The 18,801-nt window shown below is 33.2% G+C and carries 18 protein-coding genes; 15 read left to right on the plus strand and 3 right to left on the minus strand.

Annotated elements, in window-relative coordinates; translation table 11 throughout:
* Positions 1 to 849, minus strand: an 849-nt coding sequence (locus EP1_RS10315; RefSeq protein WP_167540752.1) for an RNA-directed DNA polymerase, incomplete at its 3' end; no start/stop codon positions are given.
* A 1,031-nt stretch (positions 850 to 1,880) separates the two neighbouring features.
* Here EP1_RS10315 and EP1_RS10320 point away from each other — a divergent pair.
* On the plus strand, positions 1,881 to 3,239 hold the full coding sequence (locus tag EP1_RS10320) for a DNA cytosine methyltransferase (RefSeq protein WP_010783152.1): 1,359 nt from the start codon (positions 1,881 to 1,883) through the stop codon (positions 3,237 to 3,239).
* Between the two features lie 43 nt (positions 3,240 to 3,282).
* Here the strand turns inward: EP1_RS10320 and EP1_RS10325 are convergent, their stop codons facing one another.
* Positions 3,283 to 4,002: a PmeII family type II restriction endonuclease gene (locus EP1_RS10325; protein ID WP_002405415.1), complete on the minus strand. Its 720-nt coding sequence runs from the start codon at positions 4,000 to 4,002 to the stop codon at positions 3,283 to 3,285.
* A 262-nt stretch (positions 4,003 to 4,264) separates the two neighbouring features.
* Between EP1_RS10325 and EP1_RS10330 the strand changes: the two genes are divergently transcribed.
* From EP1_RS10330 to EP1_RS10365, 9 genes are all read left to right on the plus strand, one after another.
* Positions 4,265 to 6,061, plus strand: coding sequence for a DUF4209 domain-containing protein (locus EP1_RS10330; RefSeq protein WP_002405416.1), 1,797 nt, complete (start codon positions 4,265 to 4,267; stop codon positions 6,059 to 6,061).
* A 90-nt stretch (positions 6,062 to 6,151) separates the two neighbouring features.
* Entirely contained in the window at positions 6,152 to 7,231 is a 1,080-nt protein-coding gene (locus tag EP1_RS10335) for a DNA cytosine methyltransferase (protein WP_172461411.1), read from the plus strand.
* A gap of 69 nt (positions 7,232 to 7,300) precedes the next feature.
* Positions 7,301 to 7,450: a hypothetical protein gene (locus EP1_RS13545; RefSeq protein ID WP_002405418.1), complete on the plus strand. Its 150-nt coding sequence runs from the start codon at positions 7,301 to 7,303 to the stop codon at positions 7,448 to 7,450.
* Between the two features lie 2 nt (positions 7,451 to 7,452).
* Positions 7,453 to 7,860 (plus strand): antirestriction protein ArdA, encoded by a 408-nt coding sequence (locus EP1_RS13335; protein ID WP_002405419.1) that lies wholly within the window; start codon positions 7,453 to 7,455, stop codon positions 7,858 to 7,860.
* 147 nt (positions 7,861 to 8,007) lie between these two features.
* Positions 8,008 to 8,322 carry a YdcP family protein gene (locus EP1_RS10345; protein ID WP_005228395.1) on the plus strand — a complete coding sequence of 105 codons (315 nt, stop codon included), beginning with the start codon at positions 8,008 to 8,010 and terminating at the stop codon, positions 8,320 to 8,322.
* 15 nt (positions 8,323 to 8,337) lie between these two features.
* Complete coding sequence (locus tag EP1_RS10350; protein ID WP_002405422.1) at positions 8,338 to 8,703, plus strand: YdcP family protein; 366 nt, start codon at positions 8,338 to 8,340, stop codon at positions 8,701 to 8,703.
* Positions 8,704 to 8,706: 3 nt separating this feature from the next.
* Positions 8,707 to 10,083: an FtsK/SpoIIIE domain-containing protein gene (locus tag EP1_RS10355; RefSeq protein ID WP_002405423.1), complete on the plus strand. Its 1,377-nt coding sequence runs from the start codon at positions 8,707 to 8,709 to the stop codon at positions 10,081 to 10,083.
* A complete protein-coding gene (locus tag EP1_RS10360; RefSeq protein WP_002405424.1) occupies positions 10,073 to 10,357 on the plus strand; it encodes a hypothetical protein in 285 nt (94 codons plus the stop codon). Before EP1_RS10355 ends, EP1_RS10360 begins: the two co-directional genes overlap by 11 nt.
* Before the next feature lie 68 nt (positions 10,358 to 10,425).
* Positions 10,426 to 10,764 carry a hypothetical protein gene (locus EP1_RS10365; RefSeq protein ID WP_010774565.1) on the plus strand — a complete coding sequence of 113 codons (339 nt, stop codon included), beginning with the start codon at positions 10,426 to 10,428 and terminating at the stop codon, positions 10,762 to 10,764.
* A gap of 517 nt (positions 10,765 to 11,281) precedes the next feature.
* Here EP1_RS10365 and EP1_RS10375 read toward each other — a convergent pair.
* Positions 11,282 to 12,466, minus strand: a complete 1,185-nt coding sequence (locus EP1_RS10375) for an IS110 family RNA-guided transposase (protein ID WP_067627135.1) — start codon at positions 12,464 to 12,466, stop codon at positions 11,282 to 11,284.
* Positions 12,467 to 12,767: 301 nt separating this feature from the next.
* On the opposite strand from EP1_RS10375, the gene mobT reads away from it, so the two are divergent.
* From mobT to EP1_RS10400, 5 genes are all read left to right on the plus strand, one after another.
* A complete protein-coding gene (gene mobT, locus EP1_RS10380; protein WP_425552598.1) occupies positions 12,768 to 13,973 on the plus strand; it encodes a MobT family relaxase in 1,206 nt (401 codons plus the stop codon).
* 13 nt (positions 13,974 to 13,986) lie between these two features.
* Complete coding sequence (locus EP1_RS10385; protein ID WP_002405428.1) at positions 13,987 to 14,208, plus strand: hypothetical protein; 222 nt, start codon at positions 13,987 to 13,989, stop codon at positions 14,206 to 14,208.
* A 16-nt stretch (positions 14,209 to 14,224) separates the two neighbouring features.
* The gene (locus tag EP1_RS10390) at positions 14,225 to 14,725 is read left to right on the plus strand and encodes an antirestriction protein ArdA (RefSeq protein ID WP_002405429.1); all 501 of its coding nucleotides are present in this window, start codon (positions 14,225 to 14,227) and stop codon (positions 14,723 to 14,725) included.
* 133 nt (positions 14,726 to 14,858) lie between these two features.
* Positions 14,859 to 15,668: a Hachiman antiphage defense system protein HamA gene (locus EP1_RS10395; protein ID WP_010774564.1), complete on the plus strand. Its 810-nt coding sequence runs from the start codon at positions 14,859 to 14,861 to the stop codon at positions 15,666 to 15,668.
* The gene (locus EP1_RS10400; protein ID WP_005231832.1) at positions 15,658 to 18,795 is read left to right on the plus strand and encodes a DEAD/DEAH box helicase; all 3,138 of its coding nucleotides are present in this window, start codon (positions 15,658 to 15,660) and stop codon (positions 18,793 to 18,795) included. The genes EP1_RS10395 and EP1_RS10400 overlap by 11 nt, the downstream gene beginning before the upstream one ends.
* Positions 18,796 to 18,801: the final 6 nt, after the last annotated feature.

Raw genomic sequence — 18,801 nt, forward strand, 5'->3', positions numbered from 1 at the left:
ATTCAAAATTAAATTATATTCTCTACAAATTGAATTAAATTCCATAAGAAATTTTTCTTTTTCTGAATCCGTTGAAAACGAATACTTTATATCATCTACATACCTTGCGTATTTATACCCTTTTTCCAATAGTTCTTTATCAACATAGCACATATATAGTTCAGCTATTAATCTAGAAGTTATGCTACCTGTTGGAATACCATGAGTCTCCCCATACTGGCATTTTTGAATTATACTATCTAAATCATTTGAGAAGCCTCCACTTCTATTAGACTTAGAATTCTGTTTTCCGTGAATTACCCAAGGAATACTATGTGTGTAAAGAGTATGATAAAAGTTTGACAAATCTAGCGATAATATATTACTTCCGCCAAAAAGGAGTCTCTGTTCCATCTTCTTAGTAAATTTAAAATCAAAGTCTAGTTCATTGAAATATTTAGACGTAGATTGCACATTTTTCTCAAACATCTCAATGAATTCCTCTTTATGGTCTTCTAGAAAATAGCACATCTGTAAATAGCTAAACAGATTAGACATCTTGTACTCTCTTCTAGCATAATTACTTTTAGGAATATTAAAATAAATCGGTTCTGTATCTACATTCTTTTTTACCTCTTTGAAATCATAATAGCCTCTCAAATCTCTTACTTGCAATAATTGATACAAATCTTGTAAACTTAGAAGTTTCAGATAGAAGTTTTCTGGGATGCCATAGTGTTCTTCTAATTCATCATCTTGAACATAATCAGACTCAATTTTTTTCATCTTCACATCATAATATCCATATCTAACTAAAAAAGAAGTATCAAAAATCGTGTTATATAAATTTCTAATATCATGTTTTTTCATTTTTAAAGTCTCCTATAAGATATATCTTATCAAAAAAACTTAATTTATGGAATTTGAAAACTGCTTTCAAGTACAAATTTGTAATTTTTCACTCAAAATAAAGCTTTTCTTCAATCATTGTACTACTTTTTCTAAACTGACTTTTAAAATTACTTCCCAAAGTATAGTTCCATAGTTTGAAATATCTCTATAAGGTTTTCATAATCAAATATAAGTTACTAAGGAGCATAAACTCCAAAAAAATTAAAAATATGAGTACAAAAAAACAGACCCATCCGAAGATGAAGTCTGTTAAACCTTGTCTTAACAATGTTTTGATTATTCCGCAGCGTTTGTATCTTTGAGACCATATTGGATGTTTCAATGATTCCTAGTGAAACCTAGTTAAAATTATCGGATTTTTGAGATTTACAAGAACTTCTGATGTATTTTTGTACTACTTAAAAGAGAGGGTCAAAAGGATGGTCAAGGACAAAAAAAAGAAAACATCCTATGCTCAGGATACTCTCTAAAAACTGATAAATCAGCGCTTTTCTTATTCTGCAGCGTTTGTGTCTTTGAGACCATACTCAATATTGATATGATTTCTGGTAGTCTTTAATCGAACTTTATTTCTTTGTTCGTTCACTAACACACTCTGATGCGTCCCCTTTCATACGACTAAGGAAGGTCAAAAGGATGGTCATTTTTATGACTAAAAAACTTCGCCAGTATATTAAGGAATATTGTTTTATCAGTATGTTTAATAAGTGAATGGTACTTCCAAAAATCAAAAGGTTTTAGACACTTCCAAAGTTGAGGTGTCTTTTTTGAATAAACATAGGAATTCTGTTAAATACGAAAAAGAACTAACCCTCATAAAAGAAAAATTCAAAAAATAAGTTAATTAGAATTACATCTTTTGATACTACAATAAAAATCATTCTTCTAAAAAATATTATTTAATTATTGCGTATATTTGTATTGACTAGAAAAACATGGTTCGCTATAATTGGGTTGTTCAAAATATTTTAAACAAGGAGGAGGGTACTTTGATTATTGATAAAGAAATAGTTCTATCAGCCATGAAACAAAAGAATATAAAAACCCAAACAGAACTAGCGGAACGACTACAAATGAGTAAAAGTCAATTGTCTCAAATGTTATCCGAAGGTTTTTCTCCTTTAAAAACTAATGTTGTCAAACTCACTAATGAGTTAGGACTATCCTATGCAGAAATACTTAAAGAAGAATTGAGTGATACAATGACTACAACTATAGTAAAAAAACATGCAACTAATAATAAACAGCTAGAATTATTTAACGATGATTCATTAGACAGATTTAAATACAAGCTAGATGAGTTTATTGATATTCAAAATACTACTCCAAAACGCGATTACACGCTTGTAGAAACATTTGCTGGTGCAGGAGGTCTATCCTTAGGTTTGGAAAAAGCTGGATTCAATTCTGTTGCAGATATTGAAATAGACTCTACAGCATGTAGTACTTTAAAATTAAATCGCCCTAATTGGAATGTGATTGAAGGAGATATTAATACTATTGCTCAAAATGGTATCTTTAATCATGATCAGTTTACTTTTAGAGGAGAACTAGACGTATTGTCTGGCGGTTATCCTTGTCAAAGTTTTAGTTATGCTGGCTTACGTCAAGGACTGAATGATACTAGAGGTACTCTATTTCATCCTTATTCACAATTATTAGTACAACTGCAACCTAAAATGTTTATAGCAGAAAATGTAAAAGGTCTTTTGAATCATGATAATGGCCGTACATTAGAAACTATGATAGAAATTTTCGAGGATTCAGGTTACCAAGTATTTTGGAATATACTGAATGCTTGGAATTATGGAGTTGCACAAAAAAGAGAGCGGATTGTCATTATTGGCATTAGAAACGACCTTTTTGAACAACAACAATATTCTTTTAAATTTCCTAAAGAATATACCTATCAACCTGTTCTAAGGGATGTATTAAAAGATGTTCCGAAAAGTGAAGGTGCTTCTTATCCAGCGTCTAAAATAGAAGTCCTTAACTTAGTCCCTCCTGGAGGATGTTGGGTTAACTTGCCTGAAAATGTTGCTAAAAGTTACATGGGTGCATCCTATCATTCTGGTGGTGGTCGAAGAGGAATGGCTAGACGCTTATCTTGGAATGAGCCTTCTCTAACGTTAACTACATCACCCGCGCAGAAACAAACAGAACGTTGCCATCCTGATGAAACTCGTCCATTTACTGTTCGAGAATATGCAAGAATACAAAGTTTCCCAGATGATTGGGAGTTTGCTGGAAGCACAAACAATCAATATAAACAAATTGGAAATGCTGTCCCGGTAAATCTTGCGGAAGCTATTGGAAAATCTGTAGTAAATTATCTGAATCAATTTTAAAATATCAAAAACTAGTACACTAAAAAGGTACTAGTTTTTTTAACTACTCTTCAATTCCTTCAATATTTTTTAGTTGTTCAGCCAAAGCTTTGATTGTTTCGTCAAGAAGCTCAGTACTATCAAATTCATTAGCTATATCTCCAATACCATCAGTTAGCTTTTGATAAAAATCTTCATCTCCTGTTAAATGATACCAAAAATCTTTTCCAGCTAAGACTGTATAGTCCTCTGCTAACGTTCTATAAAACGCACTTAATTCGCTGTCTTCGCCATAAAAAACACCTACGACACAATCCATATTTGCAATAGGAATATTATTAGTACGAGCTAAATTAATCGCTGATTTAAAATGATTTTGAATTGTAGTCACATCATCATAATTAATTGTTTGAGGGCCAGCTTTAATTTGACAGTATTTTTTTCTTCCATCTATTTTATCAATAAATTCTATGTCCATTCCAGTCGTAGTAGAGCCATATCCTTCCAGAGTTTTATTGATAAATTTTTGAAGGTTGGAACCGAATGAAGTATTAATTGAAGTACCTAAAACTCTTGGATATATTAATGCCTTCGAAACACTTTCAGGATCATCGTTCCCTGTTAAATAATTTGCTAAATACTTGTTCAGAAATGGATTCACGTTAAAGTTGTTTATGTTTTTTAACTTTTCTGTATTTTTAATATGATTCTTAGCAATTACTTCTCTAAAAAAGTCTTTCGCCTTTTCAATGATTTCATCATTGTTTTGTGCTTTTTCAGTCATTTTCTTCACCTCGTTATTTTCTTATAATTTGAGTATACCCTTTTGGTTATTTCATGTATAGGTTTCCATGTGCATAAATATAGTAAAACACTCTTTCATTCTTGTCAGTTATACATTCTAATAAATGATTAACTATCTTTTTGAATCTCTTTTATTCACTTGCTTCATCCAGTTAAAAATTATTTTTTATATACTTATATTCCTTCATAGCATTTGAGAGGGTATAATTAAATTTAAAATTAGGTATATCGGAGATAACTAGATGACGAAATTTATAGATAAAATTAATGAACTAGAAAGAATAGAAATTACCAAGTATTATACAGAATTTAGAGATGGTTTTAAAGAAATCCATGATTGGGCAAAATCGGAAGGATTTTTAAATGAAGCAAAATTAGCAAAATATGAAATTGATATTTGTTCACTTATCGAAAAAAAACCAATTCTTTCGAATAATAAAAGCGACACTAGATTTGTCCCCGAATACAGTATTACAGGCATTGGAAATGTTCCTGAAATTACAGCTTTCACTGATGAACAATTTTTATATTATGAAAGAAGAATGATTGAAACTGATAATATTTTTTTAAAAGTAAGATATTCAGATTTTCTTTTTGAGTATGGGAGTGAAAAAGTAACGAGAAAAAAATATCAAATTTCACAATTTTTACTTGCATCACTTGTAGAAAGTTGTAGAAAATATCAGACTGTACATGAGGATAGTAATTTTATTTTATCTATATCAAGATTAGTTGAGGTTTCGCTTTCTATGAATAATAAAAAATACCTGCAACAAGCTATTCAACTAATACATTCACAATTAATTGAATCGAGGGATATAGATAATTCGATATGGGCTTGTAATCTTTCTCAATTAGTAAGAATCATTTTAGATTCTAAATTTAAAGGTTACATTTCAGAAGAACTTTACACCTGTACATTAACAATATTGACAAATCTTAAAAACAAATGTTTTGAAAATCATGAGTATCATTTTTATAGATTATTTATTGAGGAATCTATAGCTCTTGGAAAGTTTGAGGCATACAATACAGAACAAATACAAAACCTCCGTCTGGATATTGGAAAAAGCTATGAATTAGAGGCTGAGTATCAAGGCGGGAGACAACAAAAAAGCTCATTAACAAAAGCTTTTAACTTAGAACAAGCACTTGAATACTATAAGAATATGGGAGAAACAGAAAAAATTAATGACTTAAAAGTTTTAATAAAGCAAACTTATGAAACATATCAACAAAGTGATGAAATGGCAACAATAAAAATTCCTTTTACAATTCCTACAGACTATATCGATAATTGTATTTCACCTTATATTATTTCTAACATTCATGAATCTCTTGATAAGCTTGCAAAAAGTGACGAATTTATTCCAAATGTCAGTATAATTAAGCAGCAACAATCACTTCAAGAAGCAGATAATAATTTTTTTAATCTTGTCTCAAAAAGTATAATTCATGGTGGAAACAAAATCGTAAACGCAGAAACTAAAGAAGAGTCAAAAAAGTTCATTTTCATTACTAGTTATGTACAAGAATTGACACTAAATTTAGAGATTTTTTTAAAGGCTATTTTTGAAAAATTGATAGAAGAACATAGCCTTTCTGCCGATCATCTTATGGAAAAATTTGATTCATGGAAAATGCTTGATGAGAGAAACTACCCTCTTGTAAAAGCAGGAATTGAAAATTTTTTTAAAGAAGACTATGTTAGCTCTATTCATATTTTAGTTCCTCAATTTGAATCTACATTTAGACGGTTTCTTGCTAAATTGGGATTCGCAACTACATCACTCAAAAAAGATATGGTTCAGTATGAAATAACATTTAACGAATTTTTAGTTAAAGATTACATTAAAACTTTTCTAGGAGAGGATATTCATACTTTAATTCAAATAATTATGGTTGAACCAATGGGTCTTAATCTACGAAATGAAATTGCACATGGTCTAATTAAACAATCTGACATTACGAAATCAAAATGTATCTTAGTTATTTATCTATTTTTAATTTTAACAAGATACGATGATAATAAAGAGTAATCTTTTTATATTTCACCCTTATAATCAAATAGAAATCACAACATTTTTTTGGACACTTCATATTGGGGTGTCTTTTTTATTTACAAGGAGATGATAAGAATAACAAATCTTACTTTAGGAAGCCTCTTTGACGGTATCGGTGTCTTCCCTCTTGCCGCTCAAAAACAGGGCATTACACTATCATGGGCAGGTGAAATCGAAAAAGCACCGATTCGTATTACAAAGAAACAGTTTCCCCATATGATTCATTTAGGAGATTTAACCAAACTACATGGTGGAAAAATTCCACCGGTTGATATTGTCACGTTTGGATCCCCTTGTCAGAACCTCTCAACCATTGGAAATCGTGAAGGATTAGCTGGCAAAAAATCCAATTTATTTTATGAAGCTATCAGAATTATTGAAGAAATGAGGGATGCCACCAATGGAAAGTATCCAACTCTCGCTATTTGGGAAAACGTCATGGGAGCTTTTTCATCGAATGACCGGATGGATTTTAAGGCCGTCTTGGAAGCCTTCGTTCAAGCCGAAGTTCCAATTCCTCCCTCTCGTCAATGGGCAAATGCCGGTATGGTGCGAGGGAGAAATGTTGATGTGTGTTGGCGAGTCCTTGATAGTCAATATTGGGGTGTCCCCCAACGACGCCGAAGAATCTTTCTCGTCGCAGATTTTAGAGACTTCCGTGCCAGAGAAATATTATTTGACACCCAAGGAATGCAGTCGCATCTTGAAACTTGCGACCAGAACAGGTTGTCGTCCCCCAAAGACAATCGAAGCCTTACTACTAAAGCAGGGCGGCAACTATTCCTCTATCCCTTCCAAGAGCGCCGAATGCGTACGTATGCAAAAGAAAAAAATACCAAAGGATTCGTCTCCAGTTTCGGACAATCAACTGACCCTTTTCCCACTCTCTTAGCAGGTACTGTTGATACCTTTGCTTATTGGCAAGAAGGATTTGAAACTGAAGGGTTTGTTCGGAAGCTCATTCCACTTGAATGTGAGCGAATCATGGGTTTGCCTGAAAATTGGACACAATATGGATTTGATAATCAATTAATCAGTGACTCTGCCCGATACAAAGCACTAGGAAACTCTATCGTTGTTCCCTGTGCGGAATTTATTTTGTCGAATGTCGCAAAGGTCTATGGTAAAGGAGAATCGTATGGTTAAACACGCGAACGCTTAAACGCTGCCCAACAATTATTATGTACCAATTCAATCAATCAGTTGTCTGCGGCGATGCATAACTTCCAATTTTTACAACATATTGACGGCCGAGAAGTGCGTGGACGTCAAGCAATCGCAGAACAATTGATGGAAGTCGAAGAATACCTACTGATTGTTAAAAATCAAATACAAACTATTCGGAATTTATACAAGGAGAAATAAAAATGGATAACACAATTCAAGTATACGTCACCAACCTTAGTCGATTTGAGTATGACGGACTAATTATTGCCGCTTGGTTCACCCTACCTGTTTCTTTGGATGAACTAAGAGAAAAGCTACAATTGGAAACAGATGAAAGTTATGAAATTGAAGATTGGGAAGCCCCTTTCCGATTAACAGACGATGGGGATATTCTCACACTCAATCGTTTAGCGCTTTTAATCGAGGAAAACTGTCACTATGACTTATTTCCTTATTTAGATGAATTGATTGACTTAGATGTCTTTGAATCTCATGAGGATGGCTTAAAGCGATTAAATCATTTCGAGCACTTTGAAGAAAAGCCAACTGATCCAGATATTTTGGAAGATACCTTTGAGTTATCCGATGGCACCTATTTTACCATTTAAAGCAGTTTGACTAATCCAATAGTTGAGCTGCTTTTTTGTTTGGAAAGGAAGTGTATCAATGAGGAAAATCTCACGTTCCCCGCCGATCACAACAACAATTTTTAAGCTTATTTCAATACAAAATTTTGAATGAAAAGAGGAAAAACAATGGAATTAAAACACGTAGTACCGATTATGAAAGACACATTTGGACACTTAGAATTTGCGGGCGAAGGAAATGTTGAACAACGACGCATCAATGGTCGTTTAGCTACTGTTTCTCGTAGCTATAACCTATATTCAGATATACAACGTGCTGATGATATTGAGGTGATTTTACCTCATACAGCCGGAGAAAAATTCTTTGAAGTGGAAGAATCGGTCAAATTGATTAACCCACGCATTATCGCAGAAGGTTATAAGATTGGCGAACGAGGATTCACGAATTACATTTTACATGCAGACGATATGGTCAAAGCCTAAAGGAGGAAAATACACATGAGATTAGCACAAGGAATTATTATCGACAAAGAAAAAACGTTTGGACGGTTGAAATTTTCTGCACTACGTCGGGAAGTTTTTCTAAACAATGAAGATGGCAGTGTATCAACTGAAGTCAAAGAACGAACCTATGATTTAAAATCACGTGAACAAGGACGAATGATTCAAGTCAGTATTCCCGCTTCAATTCCATTACGAGAATTTGATTACAATGCTGAAGTGGAATTAATCAACCCAATCGCAGACACCGTAGCCAATGCGACTTATCGTGGGGCGGATGTTGATTGGTACATTAAGGCCGATGATTTGGTTCTAAAGAATAAAACCACACCGAAAATTGAGCCAAAGAATAAACAGGGATAGCCCATGAAACTCTTACAAAGAAAAGGAAAACGAATCAGACCAAGCGATAAACACTTGGTCTTTCAGTTTTTCTTTGGTGCTATATTAAGTTGTTGGTTACTTGCATTTTTTCCCTTTCATCTGGCTTTTTTCAGTCGAACTACTTGGCAACTAGAGGAATTTAAACAACACTTTTTCAGTCCCTATGGTAGTCTATCACTCGTCTTCTCACTTCTTACTGTTGGTTTTCTCCTCTATTTACTGTATCGGTATGGGTTCGATTATTACAAGAGTTTAACCCATCGTCAAAAACTCGCTCGAATGATTCTAGAAAACGGATGGTTAGAAACAAAACAAGTGGAAGAATTTCAACTCTTTGAAGATTCCCCTGCTAAAAAGAAAGAAAAAATCAGCTACTTTGCTAAGTTCTACTATCGAATGCACAACGGACTGATTGTTATTACTGTTGAAATCACATTAGGTAAATACCAAGATCAATTGTTACGCTTAGAGAAGAAATTGGAATCAGGCTTGTACTGTGAGCTAGTCGATAAAGAACTCAAAGACTCTTTTGTGGAATACACCCTACTCTATGACACGATTGCCAATCGAGTTTCAATTGAAGAGGTTTCTGTGAAAGATGGGGCTATGCAATTGATGAAAAATTTGGCGTGGGCTTTCGATTCTTTGCCTCATATGTTGATTGCAGGTGGAACCGGTGGTGGGAAAACGTATTTCATTCTTACGATTATTGAGTCCCTTCTTCAAACCAACGCCAAGCTGTTTATCCTTGATCCCAAAAATGCCGATTTAGCGGACTTAGGAACAGTGATGGATAATGTCTATTACCAAAAAGAAGAAATATCTGCATGTATCGATGATTTTTATGCTCGCATGATGGCGCGTAGTCTCGATATGAAGAAAATGCCTCATTATAAAACAGGCGAAAATTACGCTTATCTAAACCTAGAACCAAACTTCCTTATTTTTGATGAGTATGTGGCGTATATGGAAATGTTGAGTGCTAAAGAAAATATGGCAGTCATGAATAAATTAAAACAAATCGTCATGTTAGGTCGGCAAGCGGGATTCTTTATTATCTTGGCTTGTCAGCGACCGGATGCAAAATACTTACAAGATGGGATTCGTGATCAGTTTAATTTTCGTGTGGCACTTGGGCGTATGAGTGAGCTTGGGTATTCCATGATGTTTGGAGATGTCGATAAAGATTTCTTTTTAAAACAAATTAAAGGCCGAGGATATGTAGATGTTGGAACCAATGTCATTAGCGAATTCTACACACCACTTGTTCCTAAAGGACATGATTTTTTAGAAACGATTGGTGCCTTGTGTCACTCGAAACCATTAGTAAAAAAGGAGGAATCTGAAGATGGAGTTTGATGATTGCATTTATCGTTTGTATGAACTTTCAAGAACTGAGAATGAAGAATTACAACAACGTTTTCACTCTCTAGCTTCTGATGTCAGTAAAAATGGGATTACTGGTTTAGTCCCTATCGAAGAAGGCGGCATTACAGATGGCGTTCCACTCACTGTGGTTCTATCTATCTTACAATCAGGGTTAGAACTAGCCACCTCTCCTTTTGACCGGACAAAAATTGAAGCCTTGTATAATGACTTACTTTCAGAAGGTATCGATGGCTATACGAAATAGCACGGATAGAAGCGGAATTTTTAAACAAACTGCGGTATAGTTAATGTAACAAGATGGGAGGAATTGCCATGTCTCACTTTACCCGTACTGTTTTTACCAGTTTGCATCCAGCCTATTTGATCCGTCAGTATATCTTTAGTGGTATTGTCACTGCGTTTTTCTATTTTTCAAGTCCTGATACTGCCCCTACTTCATTTTATGTCTTTTTAGGATTAAACTTTCTTCTCTATCCATTTGCTATGTTTGTTTATGATTCGATTGTCTCTCTTTTAATGGGGAATAATGTGTGGATTACCAGTGGCATTTTTGCCTTCATTTGGGGCTTCATCAAAATTTTATTAATTTACTTCTTTAGTGTTTTGATTGCGCCAATTGGCATCCTTATTCTGTATTTTACAAATCGTTAGAGAATTAGATTATAAAGGTCTTCCATTCGTCCCGTAGAAAAGATGTGAAGGATCGAAGGAGCCTGTGACTGATACTTTATATCTTTTAGAGGGGAAACATGAGCGTAGTCGAATGTATAAAATCAAGAATATCAACAATTTCACTGCCCATTAGTGGAAAGAACAACGTAATAAACGGAACACAGACAGAAAAAGTCATGACGGCAGCGCATAAGTCATGGCTTTTTCTTATCTGGTGGGTGTGGCTTGCCACGCCCACCTTGATTAACCCCCCCATTCTAACAGGGGGGTAGAAATACAAAAATAATAAGCAATAAAGGCTTAGGAACTTTGATACAACAAACTTTCTATCGCTTTATGAGGTGTCAACTTTTTTTGAATAGTTGACATCTTTTTTGTTCACTCAAAAAAGAAAGACTAACTATAAGAAGTCAAGTAAAGAATAAAAGAATTAGTCCAAAATTTAATAACAAAAAAGTGCATAACAAATAAGAGAAAGCAAAGGTATTTTTTTGAGTTACATTCGTATTTCGTAAGGTTCGTTCTTTTTGAGAATCGCATGAACGATGTAACATAACTTTCTGGAAACTGCTCCAAGAGCTGTGAGGTGGTGTTTCCCTTCAGAACGTTTCTTTTCATAGAAGGCTTTAAGAACAGGATCATGTTGTACTGCAATTAAAGCAGCTGAAAACAATGCTTTTCTAAGATAAGGAGAGCCACGTTTACTCATCACATTATGTGTTGCTTGATATTGACCAGACTGAGAAACAGTTGCGTCTAACCCAGCGTATGCGACTAATTTTGTAGGATTGGAAAATTTACTAATGTCTCCAATTTCCCCAAGAATAGTAGCGCCATTGATTGGTCCGATCCCTGGGATCGTTTCAATGACAGAATGCAGAGCAGCCATGATTTTTTTGATTTCAGTTTCAGTATTTTTAATCTGTAGTTCCAGAAATTTAAGTTGTTCGATCATTGAACGTAATTGGAAAGTAAAGGTCTCTTGAGCAAAAGTAATCCCAAAAGACCGACTAGCTGCATTTTTTAAAGCGTTAGCTTTTTCTATCCCTAAACGATTGCGACTCGCATCGCTAAGTAATTTCGCAAGGGTATCTGCAGAGATCTCATTGAGTGTTTCAGGAGAACTAAATTCAAGTAAAAGTTCTTTTGATGCTTTACCAAAAACGCCTGCTTTACCGAAAACTGTGTCATATTCAGGGAAAACCTGGTCTAATACAGCAATGATTTTTCGTTTAAAGTCACTCGCTGTTCCAACTAGATACGTACGATAGCGGGAAAGTTGTTTAAGAGAAAAAATATTTTCGTCAGAGAGTGTAGTTTCAACAAAGGAACCGAAGCGAATCAGATCTGCAATTAAAACAGAATCAATAATATCATTCTTACGTTTTCGAATCTCTGTTCCTTTACGCCACCCATCCGTTTGGATGGGGTTAAGAACATGGATTAAAAAATTTTTTTCATGTAAGAATGAAAAAACGGCTAACCAATAATGACCGGTAGCTTCCATACCTACAGTAAAATCATCTGGTAAAGAAGAAAAGTCATGAATTTTTCCAAGAAATTTTTCTCCACCTTCAATGGTATTTGGAAAAGAAAATCCTTTAAGAACAACCTTTCCTTCATCATTCATGATCGAAGCGACATGAGAACGTTTCCCAATATCAATCCCAATATAGAACATAATTATACCGCCTTCATAAGAATTTGGATTGAAATCCACTCAACTGAAAAGCGTTACTACCTTGTTCTAGATACGGAGTAAAGCCTAGAGGCTTTCAACATCTAACTCATTCGTAAACAGCTAAACAGAGAGAGGTGTCAGTCTTTCGATGACGAGTTCATAGACTCAAGGAGAAAACGACATAGCCTCTCAATCCAGTAATTATATTATCTCAAATTTATTGAGTTAATACCTAATGAAAAATAACAATGGTTCATAAGGTTATCCACTAAAATCGGAAGATTAAAACCTTAAATATAATATACAAGGAGAAGTTGTGTTGATAAACCTCAAACAACAAGTATTAGAACTAAAAGAACGGAGAAAAAACTATGGTGTATCGCAAAATAAACTAGCTACTGCAGTTGGTATCTCAAGACAATACCTTAGTGAAATTGAAACAGAAAAAGTCGTTCCTTCCAGTGAGTTACTTTCAGAATTAGATGTTCTGCTCGAACGTTTCAATCCAGAGTTACCCTTGGAAATGCTATTCGACTATGTACGGATTCGATTTCCAACCACTAATCCAGAAGGAGTGATCGAGAATATCTTAAAACTAAAAATGAAGTATATGTTACATGAGGAATACGCTTTTTACTCGTATGAGGAACAATATGTTTTTGGTGATATCGCGGTCATGGTATCTCATGATATTGAAAAAGGTATTCTCGTAGAAATGAAAGGCAAAGGCTGTCGGCAATTTGAACATTTTTTGTTGGCACAACGAAGAACGTGGGTAGACTTCTTCCTAGATGTCTTTGCAGTAAATGGTGTTTATAAACGTTTGGATTTAGCGATTAACGATAAAGTCGGCTTATTAAATATTCCAGAACTCACGCGTAAATGTCAGAACGAAGAATGTATTTCTGTCTTTCGTAGCTTTAAAAATTATCGTTCAGGTGAATTGGTTCGCCAACATGAAAAAGCTGATATGGGTGATACGTTGTATATTGGTTCGCTAAAATCAGAAGTCTATTTTTGTATCTATCAAAAAGATTATGAGCAATATGTAAAACTTGGGATTCCATTAGAAGAGAATCCAGTCAAAAATCGTTTTGAGATTCGTTTGAAAAATGAACGTGCCTTACACGCAGTGATTGATTTATTAAACAATGGAAACGTTGGCGAAACGACCTTCTCCATTATCAACCGATATATTCGGTTTGTGGATAAAGATTCCAACAAACGTCGTAGTCAATGGAAAATTAATGCGGATTGGGCATTTTTCCTAGGAGAAAATCAGCGAAAACTAAAACTAACTTCAGAACCTGAACCCTATTCGTTTGACCGAACCTTGAATTGGTTGTCACGACAAGTCATTCCTACCTTAAAATTAGCAATGAAAATCGACAAACTCAATCAAACGAGTGTCATCCAAAATATGATTGATTATGCGGAATTATCGGATCGTCAGAAAAAGATTTTACAACAACAAACCCTTCCTGTAGAGGAAGTTATTATTAATTAAAGGAGAATGTGTGATGAACTTTGGACAAAATTTATATAATTGGTTTCTTTCCAATGCGGAATCATTAGTATTAATGGCAATTGTTGTGATTGGTGTGTATTTAGGTTTTAAAAGAGAATTTTCTAAATTGATTGGCTTCTTGATCATTGCCTTAATTGCGGTTGGCTTGGTATTTAATGCTGCTGGTGTAAAAGATGTCTTATTGAATCTTTTCAATCGTATTATCGGTGCTTAGAAGGGAATGAAACCAAATGGATATGCAAGTTTATATCTCCAACTTAGGAAAATACAACGAAGGCGAAATAGTCGGTGCTTGGTTCCAACCACCTATTGATATGGAAGAGGTCAAAGAAAAAATTGGATTGAATGATCAATACGAAGAATATGCAATTCATGATTATGAGTTGCCTTTTGAAATTGGTGAATACACACCCATTTCAGAAATTAATCGATTATGTGCCTTAATTGAAGAGATTGAGGACACAGAAATTTTGAAAGAATTAAAAGAAATTCAGAGCATGTGGTTTTCTAGTTTAGAAGACTTGATTGAACACAAAGACGATATTATCTGTTATTCAGATTGTGATTCAATGGAAGATGTAGCGACTTATTATGTGGAGGAAACAGGCCAACTTGGTGAAGTTCCTTCTAACCTTCAAAATTATATTGACTATCAATCACTTGGACGAGATATGGAGTTGGAAGGGAACTTTTTAGTTACGAGTAATGGGGTGTTTGAATATTTAGGATAGCATAGAAAAATCTAGCATACATCCTAATATTTACTAATCTTTTATATAAACAATTTCTTTCTGTTATAAAACAATTAATACCCTTTTAAAATTAATGATATAATGTTATTAATTTTAAAAGGGGTTGAGTTTTATGGATATTCCGAAATTCATTGATTACTTTATTCATGAAGAAATCGTTATCACTGACAAAGGAAAAGATATCTCTGTTATAAAAATTGAAATAAATGATGATCTGACCGTTTTCGAACAATGGGCAAGACATCTTAGAGAGCATTATTGTTCACTTGAAGAATTGGATGAACTAAGAGAAGGTACTGGTCTTTCTAGAGCTGAATTCCTTAGAGATATGAAGTTTCCCAATCCAAATTTTGGATTGGGTTCAGCAACAATGTCCGGTGATTTTTCAGAAATATTAATTGCAGATTACATTGAATACATCTTGAATTATATAGTTCCAAGAGTACGCTACAGACAAAAATTCAATCGAAATACTTCCACACAAGGAAGTGACTTAATTGGGTACAAAGTAGAGTCTATTGAAACTAATAGTATCAATGATGAAATGTTAATTGTTGAAGTAAAAGCTAGAAATAGTGAATCAAATCCAGAAGCAACTCTACAAAATGCTGTAGATCATTCTGCAAAAGACCTTGTTAGAATAGCTGAATCTTTAAATGCCTCTTACAGAATGTTAAAGAACTATAATGAAGAGGAAGGTATGCGTTTAGTAAGAAGATTTCAAAATCCTACAGACAGACCTCATAAGAGAACTTTTGCTGCAGCAGCTGTTAGTTCGGATAAAGCTTTTTCTAGAGAGTTATTAAAAGAAATCGATACTTCAGAACATCCTAGTCCAGATGTTCAGTTAATAGCTGTACACTCTCCTAAATTTTTAGAATTTATTAAACAAATGTATGTGAGGGCTGCCAATGTTAATTGAAAATAATTCAAAATATTACTTAAAAAAAGTTCAAGCAAAATCAAAAATGTTTGAATACAATGTTCCTCTTGAAGAGCATATCCAAGTAGAATATATGGCACAAGAATTAATAGTCCTTGCAATAGCGACAATTGGTGATGCATCTAATTTTATTTGGGATAATAGATATACTGAATTTTCTTCAAAATTAAATAATGAACTATTTGAAAATTTAAATTTCACATCAATTTACTTTGATTCACTACTTACTTCAGAGATTGGTGAAGCAAGTTATAATGATTATTTTGGATTATTAGGGGCAATTTCTTTCTATCTTTCGGATGCACTTGGAAGTACAAAAGTAATGATAAACAAGATAGATTGGGCAATGGATTTAGAAATTAATGAAATTGATACTTTTCTTTTATATCTATTAGCAGACAGATTGGACGAATTAAAGGGGTACGAGTTTTCCAGTCAATATGGTAATCTCTTCTATTATCTAATATATGACTTATCTCAATTTTACTTAGATGGTACACCCATTGATTTTGAAAAATTAAATGACTTAAAACAAGAAATATATCTATCTCAAAATCCACGAGAGATTCTTTTTGGAGATTCATTATTGGCAGTTTTTATTAAAAAGTATAAAAATTCTGCTTTGAATCTTTTGCCCAATTATTCTGATACGACAATACAAGATTGGGAAGATTTATTGTTAAACAATCATACAATAAAAGAATTGTGGCCTAGTCAAATTTTGCTAGGAGAAAAGAATATTTTTAAAGGTAAATCTGGAGTCATTCAAATGCCTACGAGTTCTGGCAAAACAACTTCAATTGGTTTAATAATTAGATCAGCTTTTATTACCCATCGAACAAAACTTGCCGTTGTTGTGGCTCCATTTAAAGCTCTCTGCAAAGAAATAACTCTAAATTTAATAGAATTCTTTTCAAATGATGAGGTAATCATAAACGAACTGTCGGATATTGCAGAAAAAGATGATATTGCGTTCTTTGATAATGATATCGCTACAAACACATTGATTATACTCACTCCTGAAAAATTACTGTTCTTAATTAGAAATAATAGTGAAATTTTGGAAGAACTTAACTTGATTATTTTTGATGAAGCTCACTTATTCGATGATAGCTCGCGAGGTACTAATTATGAATTGCTTGTTTCAACAATCAGATATTACTTAAATGAATCTTCACAAAAAATACTGATCTCAGCGGTTATTGCGAATAGTGAAGTAATCAATGAATGGTTAAATGGTACTGATGGAGAAGTTATTTCTAACAACAATATTATTTCTTCCCAACGATCAATAGCAATAGGTGATTGGATGGGACAAACTGGACAGTTATATTTTCTAAATCAAGATAATCCTGACATAGATGATTTTTATGTCCCAAGAATTGTTGATATACGTGAAATAAATAGACTTGATAGAGAAAGAGCAAAAAGGTATTTTCCTGACGTGGATTTTCGTAAAAGAAAACTCAATAAACCTTACGATATGCAAATTTATTATGCATTAAAAATGGTTCACAATGGAGCAACAGCTATATTCTCTGGAACAAAAAAAACTGCTGATAAGACCATCGAAAGACTACTTGAACTTGAAGAAAGAGGACTAGATATATCAGCCTTTTCAAATGAAGTTAGTCAAAATGAGAATACAAAAATAGCAAGTCTTATTAATATGAACTTAGGAAGTGATACTGAATATTATATTTCAGCCTTGAAGGGCATATTTATTCATCATGGTAATATTCCTCTAGGAATTCGATTATCAGTTGAATATGCAATGTCGCAGAATTTAATCAATTTTGTAGTTTGTACTTCCACCTTAGCTCAAGGAGTGAATTTACCAATTAAATACCTTATTATTTCAAGTCTCTATCAAGGAAAAAGTCAAATGAAGGTTCGTGATTTTCACAATTTATTAGGTAGAGTGGGTAGAGCAGGTAAGCATATTGAAGGAACGGTTATATTATCAGAACCTTTTATTCATTCTAACAAATCAAATTGGAAATGGAACAGATACAAAAATATGCTAGATATTGATAATTCAGAAGACAGTGAGAGTAATTTATTAAAGCTTGTTAGGCCTATTATAATTGATAAATTCCCCCCTATTAATCTTTGGAATGTACTGCCACAAAAGTATACTAATCAAGAACAGTTTAATGATGTAATCAATAAGATAAAAACCGTAATTAGCAACTCAAATTTTCCGAATAAAATATCAGACTTCAACTTCGAATTAAAGATAATTTTAGATATTTTAAAAGATGTCGAAAACTATGTAATGTACTTTGTGAAATACTTTAAAGATTCAAATCCAAATTTTACTAATATGGTAACTCAGCAAACTTTAGGTTATCATTTGGCTAGCGATAGCGAAAAAGAAAAATTAGTTGAACTGTTTGAGGTAATTAAGACTTATTCTCTTTCTTTCACTGAAGCTGAACTATCTCTTTATTCAATATCCTCTTTAGGATTTGATAACTCTAAAGTCTTGTCTCAATGGATTTCAGAGAAAATTGAAAACATTACTCAAGCAAGGTCAGAATTTGAATTGATTGACATAATCTTTCCTCAGTTAATATTATTCTCAGAAAATAATATTATAAATAGGATTGATGATACTTCTATTTTTACTCAGATATGTGAATTATGGACTCAAGGACAAAGCTATTCTGATATTTTAAACTATTGTCAAAGCAATCAATTCCAAATTAGTAAGCGTAATCAGCTAGTTCCGCTCATATTACAAGATATCATTGAAATATGTGATAACATACTAGCTTACAGCACTATATTACCTCTAAATGGAGTTGCAACATTTATGGAAAATTCCGAAAATGATTCAACACTTCATTTGATTAAAAGTCTACAAAAGAAAATACGTTATGGACTTCCTAGCAATCTATCAATAAATATTTTCGAGCTTGGTTTTTCTGATCGAGTAATTGCTCAAATTTTGGCTCGAATTATTGAAAATTCTTCTTCTTTTACAATTACTTCAATTAGTAAAAGGATAACTAAAGAATTACTTAGACAAAATAAACGAGAGATTGAAGAAGCACTAAAAGTTTTTCCTCAATATTTTCTGGATATATTGAGAAAAATATAAACTATT

The sequence above is a fragment of the Enterococcus pseudoavium NBRC 100491 genome, from assembly GCF_001544295.1.
GTDB classification, from domain to species: domain Bacteria; phylum Bacillota; class Bacilli; order Lactobacillales; family Enterococcaceae; genus Enterococcus_A; species Enterococcus_A pseudoavium.